Origin of the sequence: Corynebacterium sp. (genome assembly GCF_030530965.1) — a bacterium.
GTDB lineage: Bacteria > Actinomycetota > Actinomycetes > Mycobacteriales > Mycobacteriaceae > Corynebacterium.
In genome coordinates this window covers 23,194-39,034 of the sequence record NZ_JAUMTY010000002.1, presented here as the reverse complement: position 1 = coordinate 39,034, position 15,841 = coordinate 23,194, and the positions used below count along the sequence as shown (strand labels likewise).

Genomic DNA, 15,841 nt, shown 5'->3' with positions numbered 1-15,841 from the left:
CGGACCTCACATGCGATTACGGACGGAGATACCTCCGGCCTCACGATCGCGGCGATCCTTAATAACGCTTGCTACCACGGTCACGGTCAGCGTAACGACGATGACACCCAATGACAAAACTGTCGAGATTTCTGGAACGTGGACATCCTCACCGCCATTAATAAAGGGCAGATTGTTCTCCTCCAAGGCGTGGAACAGGAGTTTCACGCCAATAAAGCCGAGGATGACGCCCAGGCCATAGGGAAGATAGACCAGACGCTCCAAGAGGCCGTCGAGCAAAAAGTACATCTGACGAAGCCCCATGAGCGCAAAGACGTTGGTCGTGAACACGATGTAGGGTTCCTGGGTCAAGCCATAGATCGCGGGAATGGAGTCCAGGGCAAAGAGAAGGTCAATAGCACCGAGGGTCACCAGTGCCAGCAGCATCGGCGTGACCATGCGCTTGCCGTCGACTTTTGCCACCATTTTGTGGCCAACGAACTCGGATGACACCGGGACAAAACGGCGGAGCGTCCGAACCACGAACATGTCATCAACATCGGTTTCTGGCGCGTCGCGGACTTCGTCGACCACCAGTTTGATGGCCGTGTACAGCATGAAGATACCGAATAAATAGAAGATATCCGACCACGCATTAATCGCCGCAGCACCCAAAGCGATGAAGATACCGCGAAAGACGATCGCCAGCGCGATGCCATACGCGAGTACTTTTTGTTGCAACTCTCGCGGGACTTTAAACGAGCTGATGATTAGGGCGAAGATGAAGAGATTATCGATACTCAGACTCAGCTCAGTGAAGTAGCCAGAGAAAAACTCAAGCCCGTGCTTGTGCGGATCCCCCGGAGCCGGCCAGGACACCCACAAGAAAATCCCAAATATCGTAGCCAGACCAACGTACATGCCCAACCACAAGCCAGCTTCTTTCATGCTGGGCGTGTGGTCCCGCCGGACGTGCCCGACGAAATCGACCAACAAAATTCCAACGAGGACGACGATTGTGATCGCCCACGTTAACCCATCTACATGCATTAAATACCTCCGGTCGTCATTACCAAGGACCGGAGGTCTTTCCCACTAGGCTCACCACACCATCGATCGTTGACAACCACGCGGACGCACCACCTTCTGCCTTACACAGAAAGCCGTGTGCCCTCGGCTGATCATGATCGGCCTAGCCGTTGATACCGGGTGCTGCTGTGCTCGTTCACCTACTCACATACTCCACACGAACACAGGCACCGTGTTGACGACACCAACGCGACGGGGATACTCCCCTCCAGCTACTAGAGGGTACATGAAGCATGTGTAAAAACCACGATCATGGGGCGTGACCAGCCAAGACAGCACCGCGGAGCCAGGAGAAAGGAGTACCCAATCAGACGATGCCGCTCGACGGGTTGGCGCTAACTACCTTTGTCGTTGAGGCCGACGCTCCACCCGGTGCAGTGTCGGCTTCCCCGTTGTCACTCGGATCTTCCTTAGGTGCCTCAGCAGGATCAGCACCCTTAATCATCCACAAAATGGTGTCCAGCTCCTCCGGTTTCACCAACACCTCACGCGCTTTCGACCCTTCTGACGGGCCAACAATTCCGCGCGACTCCATCAAATCCATCAAGCGACCAGCCCGAGCAAATCCCACGCGAAGCTTGCGCTGCAACATCGATGTCGAGCCATACTGGCTGGTCACAACGATCTCGACGGCTTGCAACAGGTCCTCGAGATCGTCGCCAATGTCCTCGTCAATCTTCTTCTTCGAGGATTCAGCCTGTTCGACAACCTTGGGATCGTATTCCGGCTCACGCTGGGCTTTCGCCGCATCGACGACGGCCTGCACCTCAGTGTCAGTGACAAACGCACCCTGGATACGCATCGGCTTGCCCGCACCTTGAGGGATAAAGAGGCCATCGCCCATGCCAATGAGCTTTTCAGCCCCACCTTGGTCAAGGATGACTCGCGAGTCCGTCAGCGACGAGGTCGCGAAGGCCAAGCGCGAGGGAACGTTCGTCTTAATCAACCCGGTCACAACGTCGACCGACGGGCGCTGCGTCGCCAATACTAGGTGGATACCCGCGGCACGAGCTTTCTGAGTGATCCGGACAATCGAGTCCTCAATCTCTTTCGGAGCCGTCATCATCAGATCAGCAAGCTCGTCGACCACGCAAACGATAAAGGGGTAAGGCTTGACTTCGCGTTCAGAGCCTAGCGGAGCCGTGTACTCGCCCGTCTCCACCTTGCGGTTGAAGTCCTTGATGTGCCGGACACCGGCGGACTTCATATCCATATAGCGCTGTTCCATTTCATCAACCAACCACTGCAGCGCGCTCGCAGCCTTCTTGGGCTGAGTGATGATTGGAGTGATGAGGTGCGGTACTCCCTCATACGGCGTGAGTTCCACCATCTTCGGATCCACCAGGATCAGACGGACGTCCTCCGGCGTCGCGCGTGTCAGCAAGGAGACCAGCATGGAGTTCACGAACGCAGACTTACCTGAACCGGTAGCACCAGCCACCAGCAAGTGAGGCATCTTCGCGATCGAGTGGGCGACGAAATCGCCTTCGATATCTTTACCCAACCCGATCAGCATCGGATCAGTGTTCTGCATGACCTCCGGGGCGTGCAGGACATCAGAGAGCCGAACCATTTCACGATCGGCGTTCGGCACCTCAATCCCCACTGCAGACTTGCCGGGGATCGGGGTGAGAAGACGCACGTTGTCCGTCGCTGCCGCATAAGCCAGGTTGGACTGCAGGTTCGTAATCTTGGATACCTTGACGCCCGGCCCGAGCTCAACCTCATACCGCGTCACTGTCGGCCCACGCGAGTAACCGGTGACCTTCGCATTGACCTTAAACTCCGAGAAGGTCTCCGAGATCGCAGCAATCATCCGGTCATTGGCTTCAGTCCGAGTCTTCGCCGCTTTGCCCGGGATGAGCAGATCCGCACTTGGCAGTTCGTAGTGATACCCCGCATCCGATGACGATGCGGCAGTGCTGCGGTCTTGGCTCCCCGAAGCTGACTTCGACGCCGCCGAAGCACGCTGCGATTGCTTTTTCCCCGGTGCTTTACGTGCCGCATCAATACCCGAGCGTGCGACAATTGCCCGCCGCATCGCCTCACGACTAGCACTGACCGCGTCCGTACTGCTTTCGCCGTGTTCACCGTCGCCATCGTCAACCAGCTCAGGTGCGCCTTCGCCCGCAGCATTGACTTTCACTGCCGACGATTGAGGCGAACCCTCATTCGCCGCGGATGAAACATCGTTATCCTCGGTGAGAGAGGCGTCAACCCGCGTGTTGTTGACGTTATTATCTCGTTGCTGGGTGACATCTCGTTGCTGTGCAGCGTCTACGGACGTCGGCATCCCACCATGGAAACCGGCGATGTCAACGTCGGTGGGCTGATCGTCCAGCGTCGGCGCAGGCCTTCTACCTGACGAATTGCGGGAAGAGCGGCCACGATCACTAGCCCCCGACCCCGATGAGAACACTCGCGTCGGCGCAGCGTCTTCATCCAAGGGATAGTTATCCATCGGCGTATTGCCATACGAGCCGTACTGCTGAGCGCCCGACGGCAGCTCGTCATCGTCAAACCCGGAGCCGTCGTCGATAATCGCGTGGGAAGAGGACTTCTGCGCACCCTCCCCGACGATGAGCGGTTGCCCATCTCTGTGTACCCGAGGATCGGAAGGCACATTGCGTGCAGGGTAATGCCTGCGCCCAGAATCGTAAGGAGTCAGGTCGCGGTCAGAGCGGGCATACCGACGATTGACTCCAGAGCCATCGTCATAGCCGGCACCCTCATACTCGGCGTCGATGTCATATCCAGATTCGTCATACTCGTCGGGGCCATAGGAGTCGTACGAAGCGTCGTCGTATCCTCCCCTGCCCCATCGGAAGCCCATCCAGTCGGACACAGCATGAGCCGTATCTTTGATGGTCGTTCCAGCAAGTGTGATCGCCGACCAGACGATAATAAGGAGCAAAATCGGCACAGCAAGCCACACCGAGAATCCGGTTGCCAACGGCGTTCCCGAGAACAGACCTATGGCACCGCCTGCGTGGCTCCGCCCTGCCCATGTCGCCGGTTGGCCCGCGAAAAGGTGGGCGAGTCCCAGCATCGCAATCAACAGCAGTGCCAGTGCTCCCCCGGACCGATAATGATTCACTTGGCGGACGGTCACGCCAACCATCAATGCCCAAGCAACGAAAAACAGAGCAACGGGAACCAGGTACGCAGCTGCACCGACGACCATCATGAGGCCGGTGGACAGGGCACCACCCACTGGACCGCCAATCCCGAACCACAGTGATCCAGCGGTGATGAGGCCGAGGGCGGCGACGATCAAGGCGGGGGTGTCGTACCCGCCGCCAATTACTACTCCGGCATCGTCGGCGTAGGCGTCACGATCCTGGTCGACGCTCTCATCCATGAGGCCGCGCTGTGCGGAGGATGCGCTCCGTCGGGTGCTGCCACCGCGCCTATGTCCCCCCGACGACACGTTTTCTCCTTCGGAATAATCGTCAACATTCTCTTCACTATCGGCTGTATGCCGGTCTGATGGCTCCGACGCCCTAGACGTCCGACGGAACCGGCTCCTGCCGCGTCGCGGTTCCCGGTCAAGGCTCTGGTGATGACTATCAGGGTTGCGATCGTCCGAAGCATTGTTACCGTCGGCACTATCGTCGAAGAGATCGTCATCATTCGATCCTCGGATACTGCCTTGTGGTCCTCGAACGGAAGCGACTTTGCGGGTCAGACTTCCCAAGCCCCGCGCTGTACTACTGAAAAAACCGGCCAGGCCAGAGCCCACGGCCGAAAACGCGCTGCCTGTGCGCTCGAATTCCTGGGTAGGAATCAGCTCCTCGCCGCGGTTAGCGGGTCGGGATCCCCCTCGTGGTCTCGATGCTGGCGCACCCCTCCGGGACCGTGCACGCGTAGAACTCGCAGGGTGAGTCTTCCGGTTACGTGTACTGGTTTTCCGAGGGGCAGTCATGCATGCCACTTTAGACTCTCAGATCACATCATTCACATTATTAACCTACGCAGGGCGTTTAGATGGCTGCTGTGTGGCCGCCCACCGCGCGCCTCATAATGAAAAAGTCCTGACCCCAATTTCATGGGACCAGGACTCTCAGGCTATGAGGTAGTGCCTACGTCACAGCGATTCGCGTGTACCCGTCACGTCGGACACCAACGGCTCGTCGGATGTCATAGGAACGACCGTCGGGACAACAAATGGCTTCCTGCGCCACTTCTCGCCCACAAACTTGGTGATCCGCCGCTTGATCTGCTGAGCCATTCGGTAAGGATCGTTTTCGCCCTCACCCGACAAATCAAGCAAGGTGTTATCGACGAGATCCTCGACCTCATGCATCATCTCGCGCGACTCGTCCGAGAAGCCGGATGCCACAACGCGAGGCTTCTCCAACGCCATGCCCGTCCGGTTATCGATCACGACGGTGACAGAGATGACGCCGCCCTCGCCCATCTGGGCGCGGTCTTCCAGAACCTCGGCGTTCACGTCGCCCATGGTGACACCATCGACGTAGAGGTTTCCGACAGGGATCTGTCCAACAACGTCGGCGTGTTTATCCACGAGGTCAACAACGACGCCATTTTGTGCCAGCACGGTGTTATCTTCACGAACACCCGTCGAGATAGCCAGTTGCTTATTGGCCCTCAGGTGACGCCACTCACCATGCACAGGCATGAAGTTCTTCGGGCGGGCTGCGTTGTACAAGAACAACAGCTCACCGGCGAACCCGTGGCCCGAGGTGTGGACCTTAGCGTCTTTACTGGTCACCACGTGGGCGCCGATCTGGGACAGCATGTTGATCACGCCGAAGACGGCCTCTTCATTGCCCGGCACCAGTGACGACGACAGAACAATAAGGTCACCATCGCGGACGGTGATCTGGCGGTGTTCACGCCGTGCCATACGGGACAATGCAGCCATAGGCTCGCCCTGCGTACCCGTCGTGACGAGCAGAACCTTATGCGGAGCCATCTTCGCGGCGTCGTCCATAGAAACAATGGTGTTTCGTGGAACGTCCAAATAGCCCATCTCTTCCGCAATTTGCATATTGCGGATCATTGACCGGCCATTGAACGCAACTTTCCTACCCGCCGCAACGGCTGCATCCACTGCGGCTTGGACACGGTACACGTTCGACGCGAACGACGCGATAATGACGCGCTGCTTCGCTTCGGCAACGAGACGTTTCAGCGTCGGGGCCACATCAGCCTCCGACCCGGAGAAACCAGGCGTCGCGGAGTTCGTCGAATCCGCCAGCATGATGTCCACGCCCTCATCACCGAACCGGGACAATGCCGGCAAATCGGTGGGGCGGCCACCCGTCGGAGTCTGGTCGAGCTTGATATCACCCGTGTGAATCAGAAGCCCAGCCCCTGTCTTCAGCGCAATACCAAGACAATCCGGAATGGAGTGGTTCACATTCCAGAAACGCAGGTCAAACGGACCATATTTCTCGTGGGAGGTCTCATTAACTTCGATCAGCTTCGGGTGCTGATGGTGCTCACGGCATTTCGCCGCAATCAAAGCACACGTAAAACGTGAGGCCACGATAGGAATATCAGACCGCAGTTTCAGCAACCACGGGATCGCACCAATGTGGTCCTCGTGGCCGTGAGTAACGACCAGCGCCTCGACACGATCCATCTTGTCTTCCAGATAGGAAAAATCAGGAAGAATCAGATCGACGCCGGGTTCGTCGGAACTTGGGAAAAGAACGCCACAGTCAATGATGAGAAGCCGGTTGTGGTACTCGAAAACGGTCATGTTGCGGCCGATTTCGGAAATACCACCCAAAGCGACGATGCGCAGACCGTCTTTTGGTGCCTTGGGGGGCTCAGGCAGACGCTGAGTGAGGTCAGCTCCCTGCATGGATTTCACGACAGAGCGATTCTTGTTGTGTCCCCTGTTGCGGTCACGGCCTCGTTTATTGGGGCGATTGTTTTTCCCGTTCTTATTCGAGTTCCGGGAACCGCCGCGCTCTGAGCGGCCATTGTCGTTTTTATTGTTGCTACCACGGTTGTTGCGGCCTTTATTACCGTTGCCGCCACCGTGCTTGTTATTGCCACCACGGTTCGATCGGCCCGATGAACCGTTGCGGTTTCCATCACGTCCATTGCCTTTGTTGCCGTCGGCGTGGCCTTGATTGCCATCAGACGTTGGTGAGGACTGATTACGTGTAGTGGCTTTCGGCTCTGTGAACTCTGGACGCTGAGCTGCGTCAACATCAGGCGACCCGGCCTTACGCGTCGATCGCCGACCGCGAGTGCGGTTATCTGGCACTACAGAACACCAGCCTTTCGCATATCATCAGCAAGCTCATCGAGCTGTGACGGACTGGGGGAAATTTGAGGCAAACGAGGTTCTCCTACATTAATGCCCTGCAAGTGCAGAGCTGCTTTGGCAAAACTTACCCCGCCGAGTCGTGCTTGCGCATGATAGAGCGGGGACAACGATGCTGATAAACGCTGAGCTTCAGGGAGATCTCCGGAATCATACGCGTCGTACATTCTCCTCAGCACGGGAGCAGCAATGTGTCCGACGACAGAGATAAGGCCCGTTGCACCAACCGACAACCATGGAAGGTTGATGGGATCGTCTCCGGAATACCAGGCCAATTCAGTGGACTGAATAAGCTCCAAGGCCTCTGCGAGATTCCCTTTCGCATCCTTAACAGCTGCAATACGCGGGTGCTCGGACAAACGAGCCAGCGTCTCCTTCGCAACCGGAATAACACTACGCGATGGGATGTCATAAATCATGACGGGCACGTTCACAGCGTCGGCAACAGCCGTAAAGTGCTGATAAATGCCCTCTTGACTTGGCTTCGAATAGTACGGAGTCACAACGAGGAGTCCATCCGCGCCAGCCTCTGCCGAAGCGCGAGATAACTCGATACTCGTCGCCGTATTGTTTGTTCCCGACCCCGCGATAATACGGGCGGACTCTCCCACCTCTTGTTTAACAGCCTTGAGCAACCGCAACTTCTCTTCGACGGTCGTCGTCGGGGACTCGCCTGTAGTCCCAGCGAGAACCAGGGAATCACACCCTTGATCAATGAGGTGCTTAGCCAGCGACACCCCTGCGGATATATCGACGTGACCGTCGCTATCGAAGGGCGTCACCATTGCTACGGCAATAGTTCCGAAAGTTTCGGCGCCGGCCCGTGTTGCAATACCAGTGCTCATATCGGTCAAGGGTACCCGCGGGGCACGGGCACAAACAACTAGCTTTCACTAACAAACGGGCTTGTTGCGACCTCGGTCCCGTCGCTGAGCTCGGTCACAGAAAAATCACCGAAAGCATGAGGCGCCACCGACTGAAGCTCTTTCAAGATCGCAATAGCTAAGTGCCGGATCTCTTGATCCGCATTTTCCGTCGCTCTCATCCCGATAAAGTGACGCCAGGTCCGAAAATTCCCTGTGGCCACCAACCGAGTTTCGGTTGCCGACGGCAAAATCGCCCGTGCTGCTTGCCGCGCTTGCTTCTGACGCAAGAGGGCATTCATGCGTCCCGACGCCCCGCCCGGAGTTTTCTTCTCGAGGCTGCTCAGTAGCTCCGAAAAGGTATCTCTGGCCACATCACACGCTTCGAGGAACAAATCTGTTAACTGTTTGTCTTTCGCAATTTCTGCGGGAACAACGACATCAATGTCATCATCCGGCGTGAAGCGCTGTGAGAGTTGAGAAAACGACAAGTGACGGTGCCGCATAAATTCATGGGCACACCCCCGGGACAGCCCCCGGATATAAAACGTCGCCGTCGGATGTTCAAGGAGAGCGGTATGCCCTACCTCCATGATGTGCCGAATATAGGCTTCATTCGACGCTGTATGGGGGTTGGGGCGATCCCATGTTTCGTAGCAGGCGCGGCCCGCAAACTCGACTAATGAATCCGCATCGGAAGAGTCTTTAATAAAGCCCAAGTCCATTCCCGTGGGGAGAGTGAAAGACGTATGGGCAATAAGAGACACTTCACATGGCTTAGGTGTTGCCATTTAGAGCCCCAAGAAAGAATCCAAACCGATGGTTAAGCCTGGGTGTTCAGGCACCTTACGCACTCCCAGGAAAACACCGGGAACAAATGAGGTGCGATCGTAGGAATCTTGACGGATAGTCAAGCTCTGCCCCTGGGAGCCGAAAATAACTGCTTCGTGTGCAACGGCACCTTTCATCCTGATGGCGTGGACAGGAATTCCGTCTACCGACGCTCCACGGGCTCCGTCAAGTGCTTGCTCGGTAGCATCCGGTTGGTCGCCACACCCAGCCTTGTCCCTCGACTGAGCAATTGTTTGTGCCGTGTGAATAGCAGTACCCGACGGCGCGTCCTTCTTGCCTGGGTGGTGCATCTCTACTACTTCGGCAGAGTCGAAATATGGCGCAGCTATTTCCGCTAATTTCTCCGTTAATACCGCGGAGATAGCAAAGTTCGGGGCAACTAAGACGCCTGTCTTGGGCGAATCCTTGAGCCATTCGCGGACCTGGTCATAACGATCATCAGTCCACCCCGTCGTTCCGACGACTGCGTGAATTCCATGGTCAATGAGGAATTTAACGTTATCCATCACAGCTGAGGGTGACGTGAAATCGATGGCGATTTCTGCACCAGACTCAACCAACGTATCCAAGGAATCGTCGTGGTCCACCGCAGCAACGAGTTCAAGGTCTGACTCCCCCTTCAATGCCGCAACGAGTGTCTGTCCTACATTCCCCGAAGCACCGATGACACCGACTTTGAGTGGTGAAGTCATTATTTCTCCCATCATTAGTGGATATATCTGTCATGTAGGTGGCCGCAGCCACCGCAACGGCGTTAGTCTACCCCTTCTCGCACAATATCGAACTACCCCCGGACGGTAGCCCCACTTCTTGAATGGCCCCGATCAACGTCACGAATTGTAGTCATGTTCTTCCAGCTCAGCTTGATAGAGACCGCGACGTAATACAACCGAAACATTTTGTAACCTCTTTGTTTCGACATTTAGCAACGCCTCGTCATCAATCAGTTTTACATTTCAATGCGTAAAGCTTGTCTTCGTGACGATGAGGCCCCTGACTATGACGAAATATTTGGTGAAGAAGCTAGGCGGATGGCTCGCCATCATCTTCATTGCCACTAACATCACATTCTTCCTTGCGACTGCATTCCTCGATCCCAAGTCAAACTATGTTGGCAGACGACCTCCGCTGCCAGAGGATCAAATTCAACGCACACTTCAGCCGCTAAATCTCTCTGATAACACCCCGCTTTTCGAGCGGTGGTGGACATGGTTATCAAATATCTTGTTCCACTGGGACTGGGGAGAGTCTCCCCTCGGCGAGTCTGTTAACCAGCAGATTTCATTTCGTATTTGGGTCTCGGCAGAACTCCTTCTGCTAGCAACAGTGTTATCCGTCATCATTGGTGTCGCTATCGGTGTATATACCGCCAGTAATCAATACAAAATGGGCGATCGTATTTGGCAAGGAATTTCGATTGTCACCATGAACCTCCACATCGTTGTTGCATCGATTATCACGGTGGCCTTTGGTTTATGGGTCAACCGAATCACTGGTTCCCGAATTTTTTATGTCACCGGCGCATCGAAATATGGCGTCCACGGATTCTTTCCGACGCTCCTCGACTTTCTTCAGCACGTTGCTCTACCGACGTTCTCACTCTTGTTGGTGAGCTACGCGGGCTATCACATGATGCAGCGCTCACTGCTCCTCGATAACCTCAACGCCGACTATGTCCGCACAGCCCGGGCAAAAGGGCTGCCCCGGCGTAAAGCTATCCGGAAACACGCCTTGCGGACGTCGATTATTCCGGTGGCTACCTCAGTGGCGTTCTCCATTCCAGGAATTTTCACCGGCGCCATTATGACCGAGAAGATTTTCGCCTGGCAAGGAATGGGCGATTATTTCATTACGGCGTTATCGCACAATGACATATACGGAACCGTAGCCGTTGCCGCCTTCGGTGCTTTCACGACCGCAGTGGCAGCAATTCTCGCAGATATAACTGTCGTGATCTTAGATCCCCGGGTAAGGGTGAGTTAAATGGCTCAGCATAAAACTGCCTTATACGCGCGTCGTTTCGCGCGAAACAAACTGGCCCTTATCGGCGTCGTTGGTTTTCTTATTCTCGTTTTCGCTTCGGTTTTTGGACCCTATATTTCGAAGTGGAGTTATGAGGAACCGGATTTCCTCCACCTCGCCTCTGCCCCGAGCGCTGAACACTGGTTTGGGACCTCAGACTCAGGAAATGACCTCTTCGCCCAGACCATCCACGGGTTAGGACGGTCACTCATCATCGCTGTGACAGTCTCCCTCGGTGTGTCGATTCTCTCCGCGCTCATCGGATGTATCGCGGCACTCTTGGGCGGCATCGCGGAAAAGATCATTCTGACCTTCATTCACTTTATGTTGGCGATCCCCTCCTTCTTGATCATTGCTTTACTAGTGTCTGGTTCGGGTGGAGACTGGAAGCTATTGATATTAGTTCTGATCATTTTCGGATGGATTTATCCCGCACGCGTCATTTGGTCAATGGCGTTATCAGTCAAACAGAATGACTATGTCAAAGCAGCCCAATATATGGGTGTCAACACTCCCCGCATCGTGATTAGGCACCTTATTCCTAATATTGGTTCGCTCTTAATTATCCAATTTGCACTCGGAGTTCCCGCGACGGTGATGACAGAAACAGGCCTGTCATTCCTCGGGCTAGGAGTGAAGCTCCCCGACGTGTCCCTGGGCACTTTGTTAACAGTCGGTACCGGAGCCGTCGACGCATCACCGTGGCAGTTCTACTTCCCGGCCCTGATTCTTACACTCCTGACAATTTCCATGGCGTTTATCGCTGACGGCCTGCGCGATGCTCTGGATCCCTATTCTGCTGCTGGAGGACATGTCTCATGACATCTGAAGCGTTGTCATCTACTCACACGCGGTCGACCGAAAAAGCTGAAAAGCCTATTCTCTCCGTCCGTGAACTCACCATTCGTTTCCCCTCCGAGGCGGGAACTGTTCACGCCGCTCGCGGTGTTGATTTCGACCTCTACCCGGGACGCACTCTCGGGATTGTCGGCGAATCCGGATCGGGTAAATCTGTCACTTCTCTAGCGGTCATGGGGCTGTTGCCCGATTCGGCGGCGATTTCCGGGTCAATCAAACTTGATGGCCGCGAGCTCATCGGCATGAACGATAAGGACATGAGCGCCATCCGCGGGAAAGACATCGGCATGATCTTTCAGGATCCGCTGTCGTCCCTGACGCCGGTGTTCAACGTTGGTGAACAAATCGTTGAGGCCATTCAGTGCCATTCCTCCATGTCAAAGTCCGACGCCTGGAAGCGCGCTATTGAGCTACTCGATATGGTCGGCATTCCCGAGCCACACAAGCGTGTAAAAGCCTTCCCTCATGAGTTTTCCGGTGGTATGCGGCAGCGCGTTGTCATCGCCATTGCGATCGCGAATAATCCGCGCATACTTATTGCCGACGAGCCCACCACCGCTTTGGATGTCACCGTCCAGGCGCAGATTCTGGACCTGATCAAGGTGGCGCAGAGGGAGACAGGTGCGGCGACGATCATGATCACGCACGATATGGGCGTCGTCGCAGAAACGGCCGACGACGTGCTTGTCATGTATGCCGGCCGGCCCGTGGAACGCGCCGATGTGTCGTCGATATTTCACAACCCAAAGATGCCGTACACGATTGGGCTGCTGGAATCGACTCCCCGCGTAGACAAACAGGCGGGAGGAGCGCTTCCCACTATTCCTGGGCACCCGCCGATGCTGATCGATCTCCCGCAGGGATGCCCCTTCGCGGCCCGCTGCCCCGTCGTTATTGACAAGTGTCGGGAGAAAGAGCCTCTCGCGATTCCCCTCGACGATAAGCCGGACCACAACACAGCGTGCTTCCGCTCCCACGAGGTTGTTGATCAAATGATCGACAATACGAGGATGTATCCGCCTCCTGTCCTTGCCGATGATATTCTCGCCGGAACGCCACGGAGCGAACGGTCGACAGTGTTGTCTGTGACGAACCTCCGCAAGGAGTTTCCGTTACTCAAAGGTGCCCTTGTTAAGCGCCGGGTCGGTACGGTTCACGCTGTTCGTGGCGTCGATATCGACATTAAACAAGGCGAATGCTTTGCAATCGTCGGCGAATCGGGATCCGGAAAAACGACCACACTCTTAGAGATCATGGATCTGAATCCGCCGGAAGGAACTGCGATCGAACTGTGCGGAGAATCCGCGGCTCGTTTCACCCGGAAGTCACGACTGAAGGCGCGTCAGAATATACAGATCGTCTTCCAGGATCCTATGGGCTCTCTCAACCCGCGCATGACCGTGCGCGAGATCATTACCGAGCCATTAAAGAGCCTTGGTTTCGACGGGGACGTTAACGAACGCGTGACCGAGTTGATGAAGCTTGTTGGCCTCAACGCGGCACATATCGACCGCTTCCCCAGTGCATTCTCTGGTGGTCAGCGGCAACGCATTGGTCTTGCCCGCGCTTTGGCAACAAATCCCGCGCTCATCGTGCTGGACGAGCCAGTCTCAGCCCTCGACGTTTCAATTCAAGCCGGGATGATCAATCTTCTCGACGACCTCAAGCGTCGGCTAGGACTTTCCTATCTGTTCGTTGCCCACGATCTGTCCGTCGTTCGACATATCAGCGATCGTGTCGCGGTGATGTACCAAGGAGAGTTCGTCGAACAGGGAAATACCGACGACATTTTCGACAACCCCCAGCACCCATATACGAAAAAGCTGTTGGCCGCTATCCCGATTCCGGATCCACACGTAGCGCACGACCGATCCGTCCACACTGTGGATGCCAAGTAGTGAGTGTCGTGGCCATGCATCGTGATCGAGTGATCCATCAACCCGCCAGATCTTCGTCGGAAGGTAAAACCGTGAACGTCCCCTTACTCGCGCCCCTGCGGCACTCCGTTCGACACGCACACCGGCGCGTGCGCGCGAAGGTCATCATGGCCCTCGTCGTGATTGTTTCGACATCAAGCATGTCCCTGACTGCCTGCGGTTATAACGACGACGCTGAAGGCTCTAACCGAGGATATGACCAAATTGCCGACTACAAACCGACGAGCCGAGACCAAATAAAAGATGGTGGGCATCTCAATTTAGCCATTGACGAATTAACGACCCAAGAGAATCCTTTCCATGGTGACGGTACCGCGTACACCACCACGATATGGTCGTATTACAACCCTCAATTGGCTATGTACACCCCACGTGGTGAATTCTCTCCGAACCATGACTATGTGACTGATATCAAGGAAGACACAAGTTCTGGCAAAACGGTTCTGACCTACACCATCAATCCGCGTGCTGTGTACAACGACGGCACACCGATTGACTGGCGCGCTTTTGAAAACACGTGGAAGGCAAACAACGGGACTGATGAGGATTACATCCCCTCCACCACCGATGGATACGAACTCATCGAATCTGTTACTCCCGGTGAGAACGATAAACAAGCAGTAGTGACGTTCTCCCAGGTTTATCCCTGGTGGAAAGGTCTATTCAACATCCTGCTTCCTCCACAAGTGTCGGACGCGAAGAAGTTCAATAACGCATATAAAAGCACTCTGCATCCGGAATGGGGCGCTGGGCCCTACACCGTTGACCACGTCAACTTTAAAAAAGGCGAAGTCGTCTTCAAACGGAACGATAAGTGGTGGGGCGATAAAGGAAAACTCGATTCCATTACGTTCCGGCAAATGGAACCACAGGCCTCGATCAATGCCTTGCGTGCCGGTGAAATCGACGCGACCTCAGTCGGTAGCCGTGAGCGGCTCAAAACAGCAGAAAAGATGGGTAAGCTCGTCGACATTCGCACCGGAGCCGCACCGTTTACGTCGCTGATCACTCTCAATGCGAAGTCAGATATTCTCTCCGACATTAATGTGCGTAAAGCAGTCATGACGGGAATTGATCGGTCACAGCTCGCGACCATCAGGTTTAATGGCATGGGATATTCGGAGAAACTGCCTGGTTCGTTCCAGCTCTTCAGCCGTCAGAAGGGATATGACGACAACTTCGGTGCCGTCGTGAAGTTCAATAAAGACGAAGCGCAACAGATACTCGAACAGGATGGGTGGAAACCTGGGTCCGACGGTGTCCGGAGGAAAGACGGTAAGAAACTGCAGCTGAAATATGTGCTGCTTGGCGATGACAGCCTCTCCCGGGCAACGGCCCAAGCAACACAAAAGATGATGTCCGATATTGGTGTGCAACTATCGATCCAGGAGCGGCCAAGCTCGGAGTTTTCCGACGTTGTTACGCGTCGTGACTTCGATATGTTCCCGATGGGATTTAGCCAGTCGGACCCGTATGGCGTCGCGTATTTCCAGCAGACCTATGCCTCTGATTCTCAGCTGAATCGATCCGGAACTGGTACCCCAGAGATGGATGAAAAGATTAATGAGCTGCAGAAACTTCCGACCGAAGATGAACAAATCCGTCGGGCCAATGAACTCGAAAAAGAGGCGTTCGCGCGGTACGGGATTATGCCGGTGACCAATGGGCCATCCATTACTGCGGCTAACCCGGACCTCGTTAACTTTGGTCCTAAGTTCTTCGGCAGTGTCAAGTTGCAGGACATCGGGTGGAAGAAGAAGTAGGGGCTCGTCGTAGGACTCGGGCTGGGGCCTGTGCGAATCTGCCCCCTACAGCACGAGTGCTATGACGACACCGAGGGTAACGAGCTGCTCAGTTTTCCCCACCCGCTTCGGCGTCCACTTCCCACCATTGTGCGCCGAGCGGGGTACTGCCCAACTGCGAAACAGTGATAT

General features: G+C 55.4%; 10 protein-coding genes. 4 read left to right on the top strand and 6 right to left on the bottom strand.

All coding sequences use genetic code 11. The annotated features are described in order from the left end of the window. Positions 1 to 6: 6 nt before the first annotated feature. From Q3981_RS00775 to dapB, 6 genes are all read right to left on the bottom strand, one after another. Positions 7 to 1,029: a TerC/Alx family metal homeostasis membrane protein gene (locus Q3981_RS00775; RefSeq protein WP_046202209.1), complete on the bottom strand. Its 1,023-nt coding sequence runs from the start codon at positions 1,027 to 1,029 to the stop codon at positions 7 to 9. Positions 1,030 to 1,375: 346 nt separating this feature from the next. Further along, entirely contained in the window at positions 1,376 to 4,498 is a 3,123-nt protein-coding gene (locus tag Q3981_RS00770) for a DNA translocase FtsK (protein WP_303123034.1), read from the bottom strand. Positions 4,499 to 5,155: 657 nt separating this feature from the next. Next, the gene (locus Q3981_RS00765) at positions 5,156 to 7,315 is read right to left on the bottom strand and encodes a ribonuclease J (RefSeq protein ID WP_303122890.1); all 2,160 of its coding nucleotides are present in this window, start codon (positions 7,313 to 7,315) and stop codon (positions 5,156 to 5,158) included. Beyond that, the gene (dapA, locus tag Q3981_RS00760) at positions 7,315 to 8,220 is read right to left on the bottom strand and encodes a 4-hydroxy-tetrahydrodipicolinate synthase (RefSeq protein ID WP_303122888.1); all 906 of its coding nucleotides are present in this window, start codon (positions 8,218 to 8,220) and stop codon (positions 7,315 to 7,317) included. Before dapA ends, Q3981_RS00765 begins: the two co-directional genes overlap by 1 nt. Before the next feature lie 38 nt (positions 8,221 to 8,258). Next, the gene (gene thyX / locus Q3981_RS00755; RefSeq protein WP_303122886.1) at positions 8,259 to 9,029 is read right to left on the bottom strand and encodes an FAD-dependent thymidylate synthase; all 771 of its coding nucleotides are present in this window, start codon (positions 9,027 to 9,029) and stop codon (positions 8,259 to 8,261) included. After that, the gene (gene dapB, locus Q3981_RS00750; protein WP_303122884.1) at positions 9,030 to 9,782 is read right to left on the bottom strand and encodes a 4-hydroxy-tetrahydrodipicolinate reductase; all 753 of its coding nucleotides are present in this window, start codon (positions 9,780 to 9,782) and stop codon (positions 9,030 to 9,032) included. Positions 9,783 to 10,089: 307 nt separating this feature from the next. Between dapB and Q3981_RS00745 the strand changes: the two genes are divergently transcribed. The 4 genes from Q3981_RS00745 (at position 10,090) to Q3981_RS00730 (ending at position 15,670) form a co-directional block, all read left to right on the top strand. Then, the gene (locus Q3981_RS00745; RefSeq protein WP_204581594.1) at positions 10,090 to 11,073 is read left to right on the top strand and encodes an ABC transporter permease; all 984 of its coding nucleotides are present in this window, start codon (positions 10,090 to 10,092) and stop codon (positions 11,071 to 11,073) included. Beyond that, positions 11,074 to 11,934 carry an ABC transporter permease gene (locus tag Q3981_RS00740; RefSeq protein ID WP_303122879.1) on the top strand — a complete coding sequence of 287 codons (861 nt, stop codon included), beginning with the start codon at positions 11,074 to 11,076 and terminating at the stop codon, positions 11,932 to 11,934. After that, entirely contained in the window at positions 11,931 to 13,868 is a 1,938-nt protein-coding gene (locus Q3981_RS00735) for an ABC transporter ATP-binding protein (protein ID WP_303122877.1), read from the top strand. The genes Q3981_RS00740 and Q3981_RS00735 overlap by 4 nt, the downstream gene beginning before the upstream one ends. A gap of 71 nt (positions 13,869 to 13,939) precedes the next feature. Beyond that, the gene (locus Q3981_RS00730; RefSeq protein WP_303122875.1) at positions 13,940 to 15,670 is read left to right on the top strand and encodes an ABC transporter family substrate-binding protein; all 1,731 of its coding nucleotides are present in this window, start codon (positions 13,940 to 13,942) and stop codon (positions 15,668 to 15,670) included. Positions 15,671 to 15,841: the final 171 nt, after the last annotated feature.

Coding starts and splice junctions, on each gene's coding strand:
- Q3981_RS00775 (WP_046202209.1), bottom strand. CDS start 1,029: ATGCATGTAGATGGGTTAACGTGGGCGATCACAATCGTCGTCCTCGTT.
- dapA (WP_303122888.1), bottom strand. CDS start 8,220: ATGAGCACTGGTATTGCAACACGGGCCGGCGCCGAAACTTTCGGAACT.
- thyX (WP_303122886.1), bottom strand. CDS start 9,029: ATGGCAACACCTAAGCCATGTGAAGTGTCTCTTATTGCCCATACGTCT.
- dapB (WP_303122884.1), bottom strand. CDS start 9,782: ATGACTTCACCACTCAAAGTCGGTGTCATCGGTGCTTCGGGGAATGTA.
- Q3981_RS00745 (WP_204581594.1), top strand. CDS start 10,090: ATGACGAAATATTTGGTGAAGAAGCTAGGCGGATGGCTCGCCATCATC.
- Q3981_RS00740 (WP_303122879.1), top strand. CDS start 11,074: ATGGCTCAGCATAAAACTGCCTTATACGCGCGTCGTTTCGCGCGAAAC.
- Q3981_RS00735 (WP_303122877.1), top strand. CDS start 11,931: ATGACATCTGAAGCGTTGTCATCTACTCACACGCGGTCGACCGAAAAA.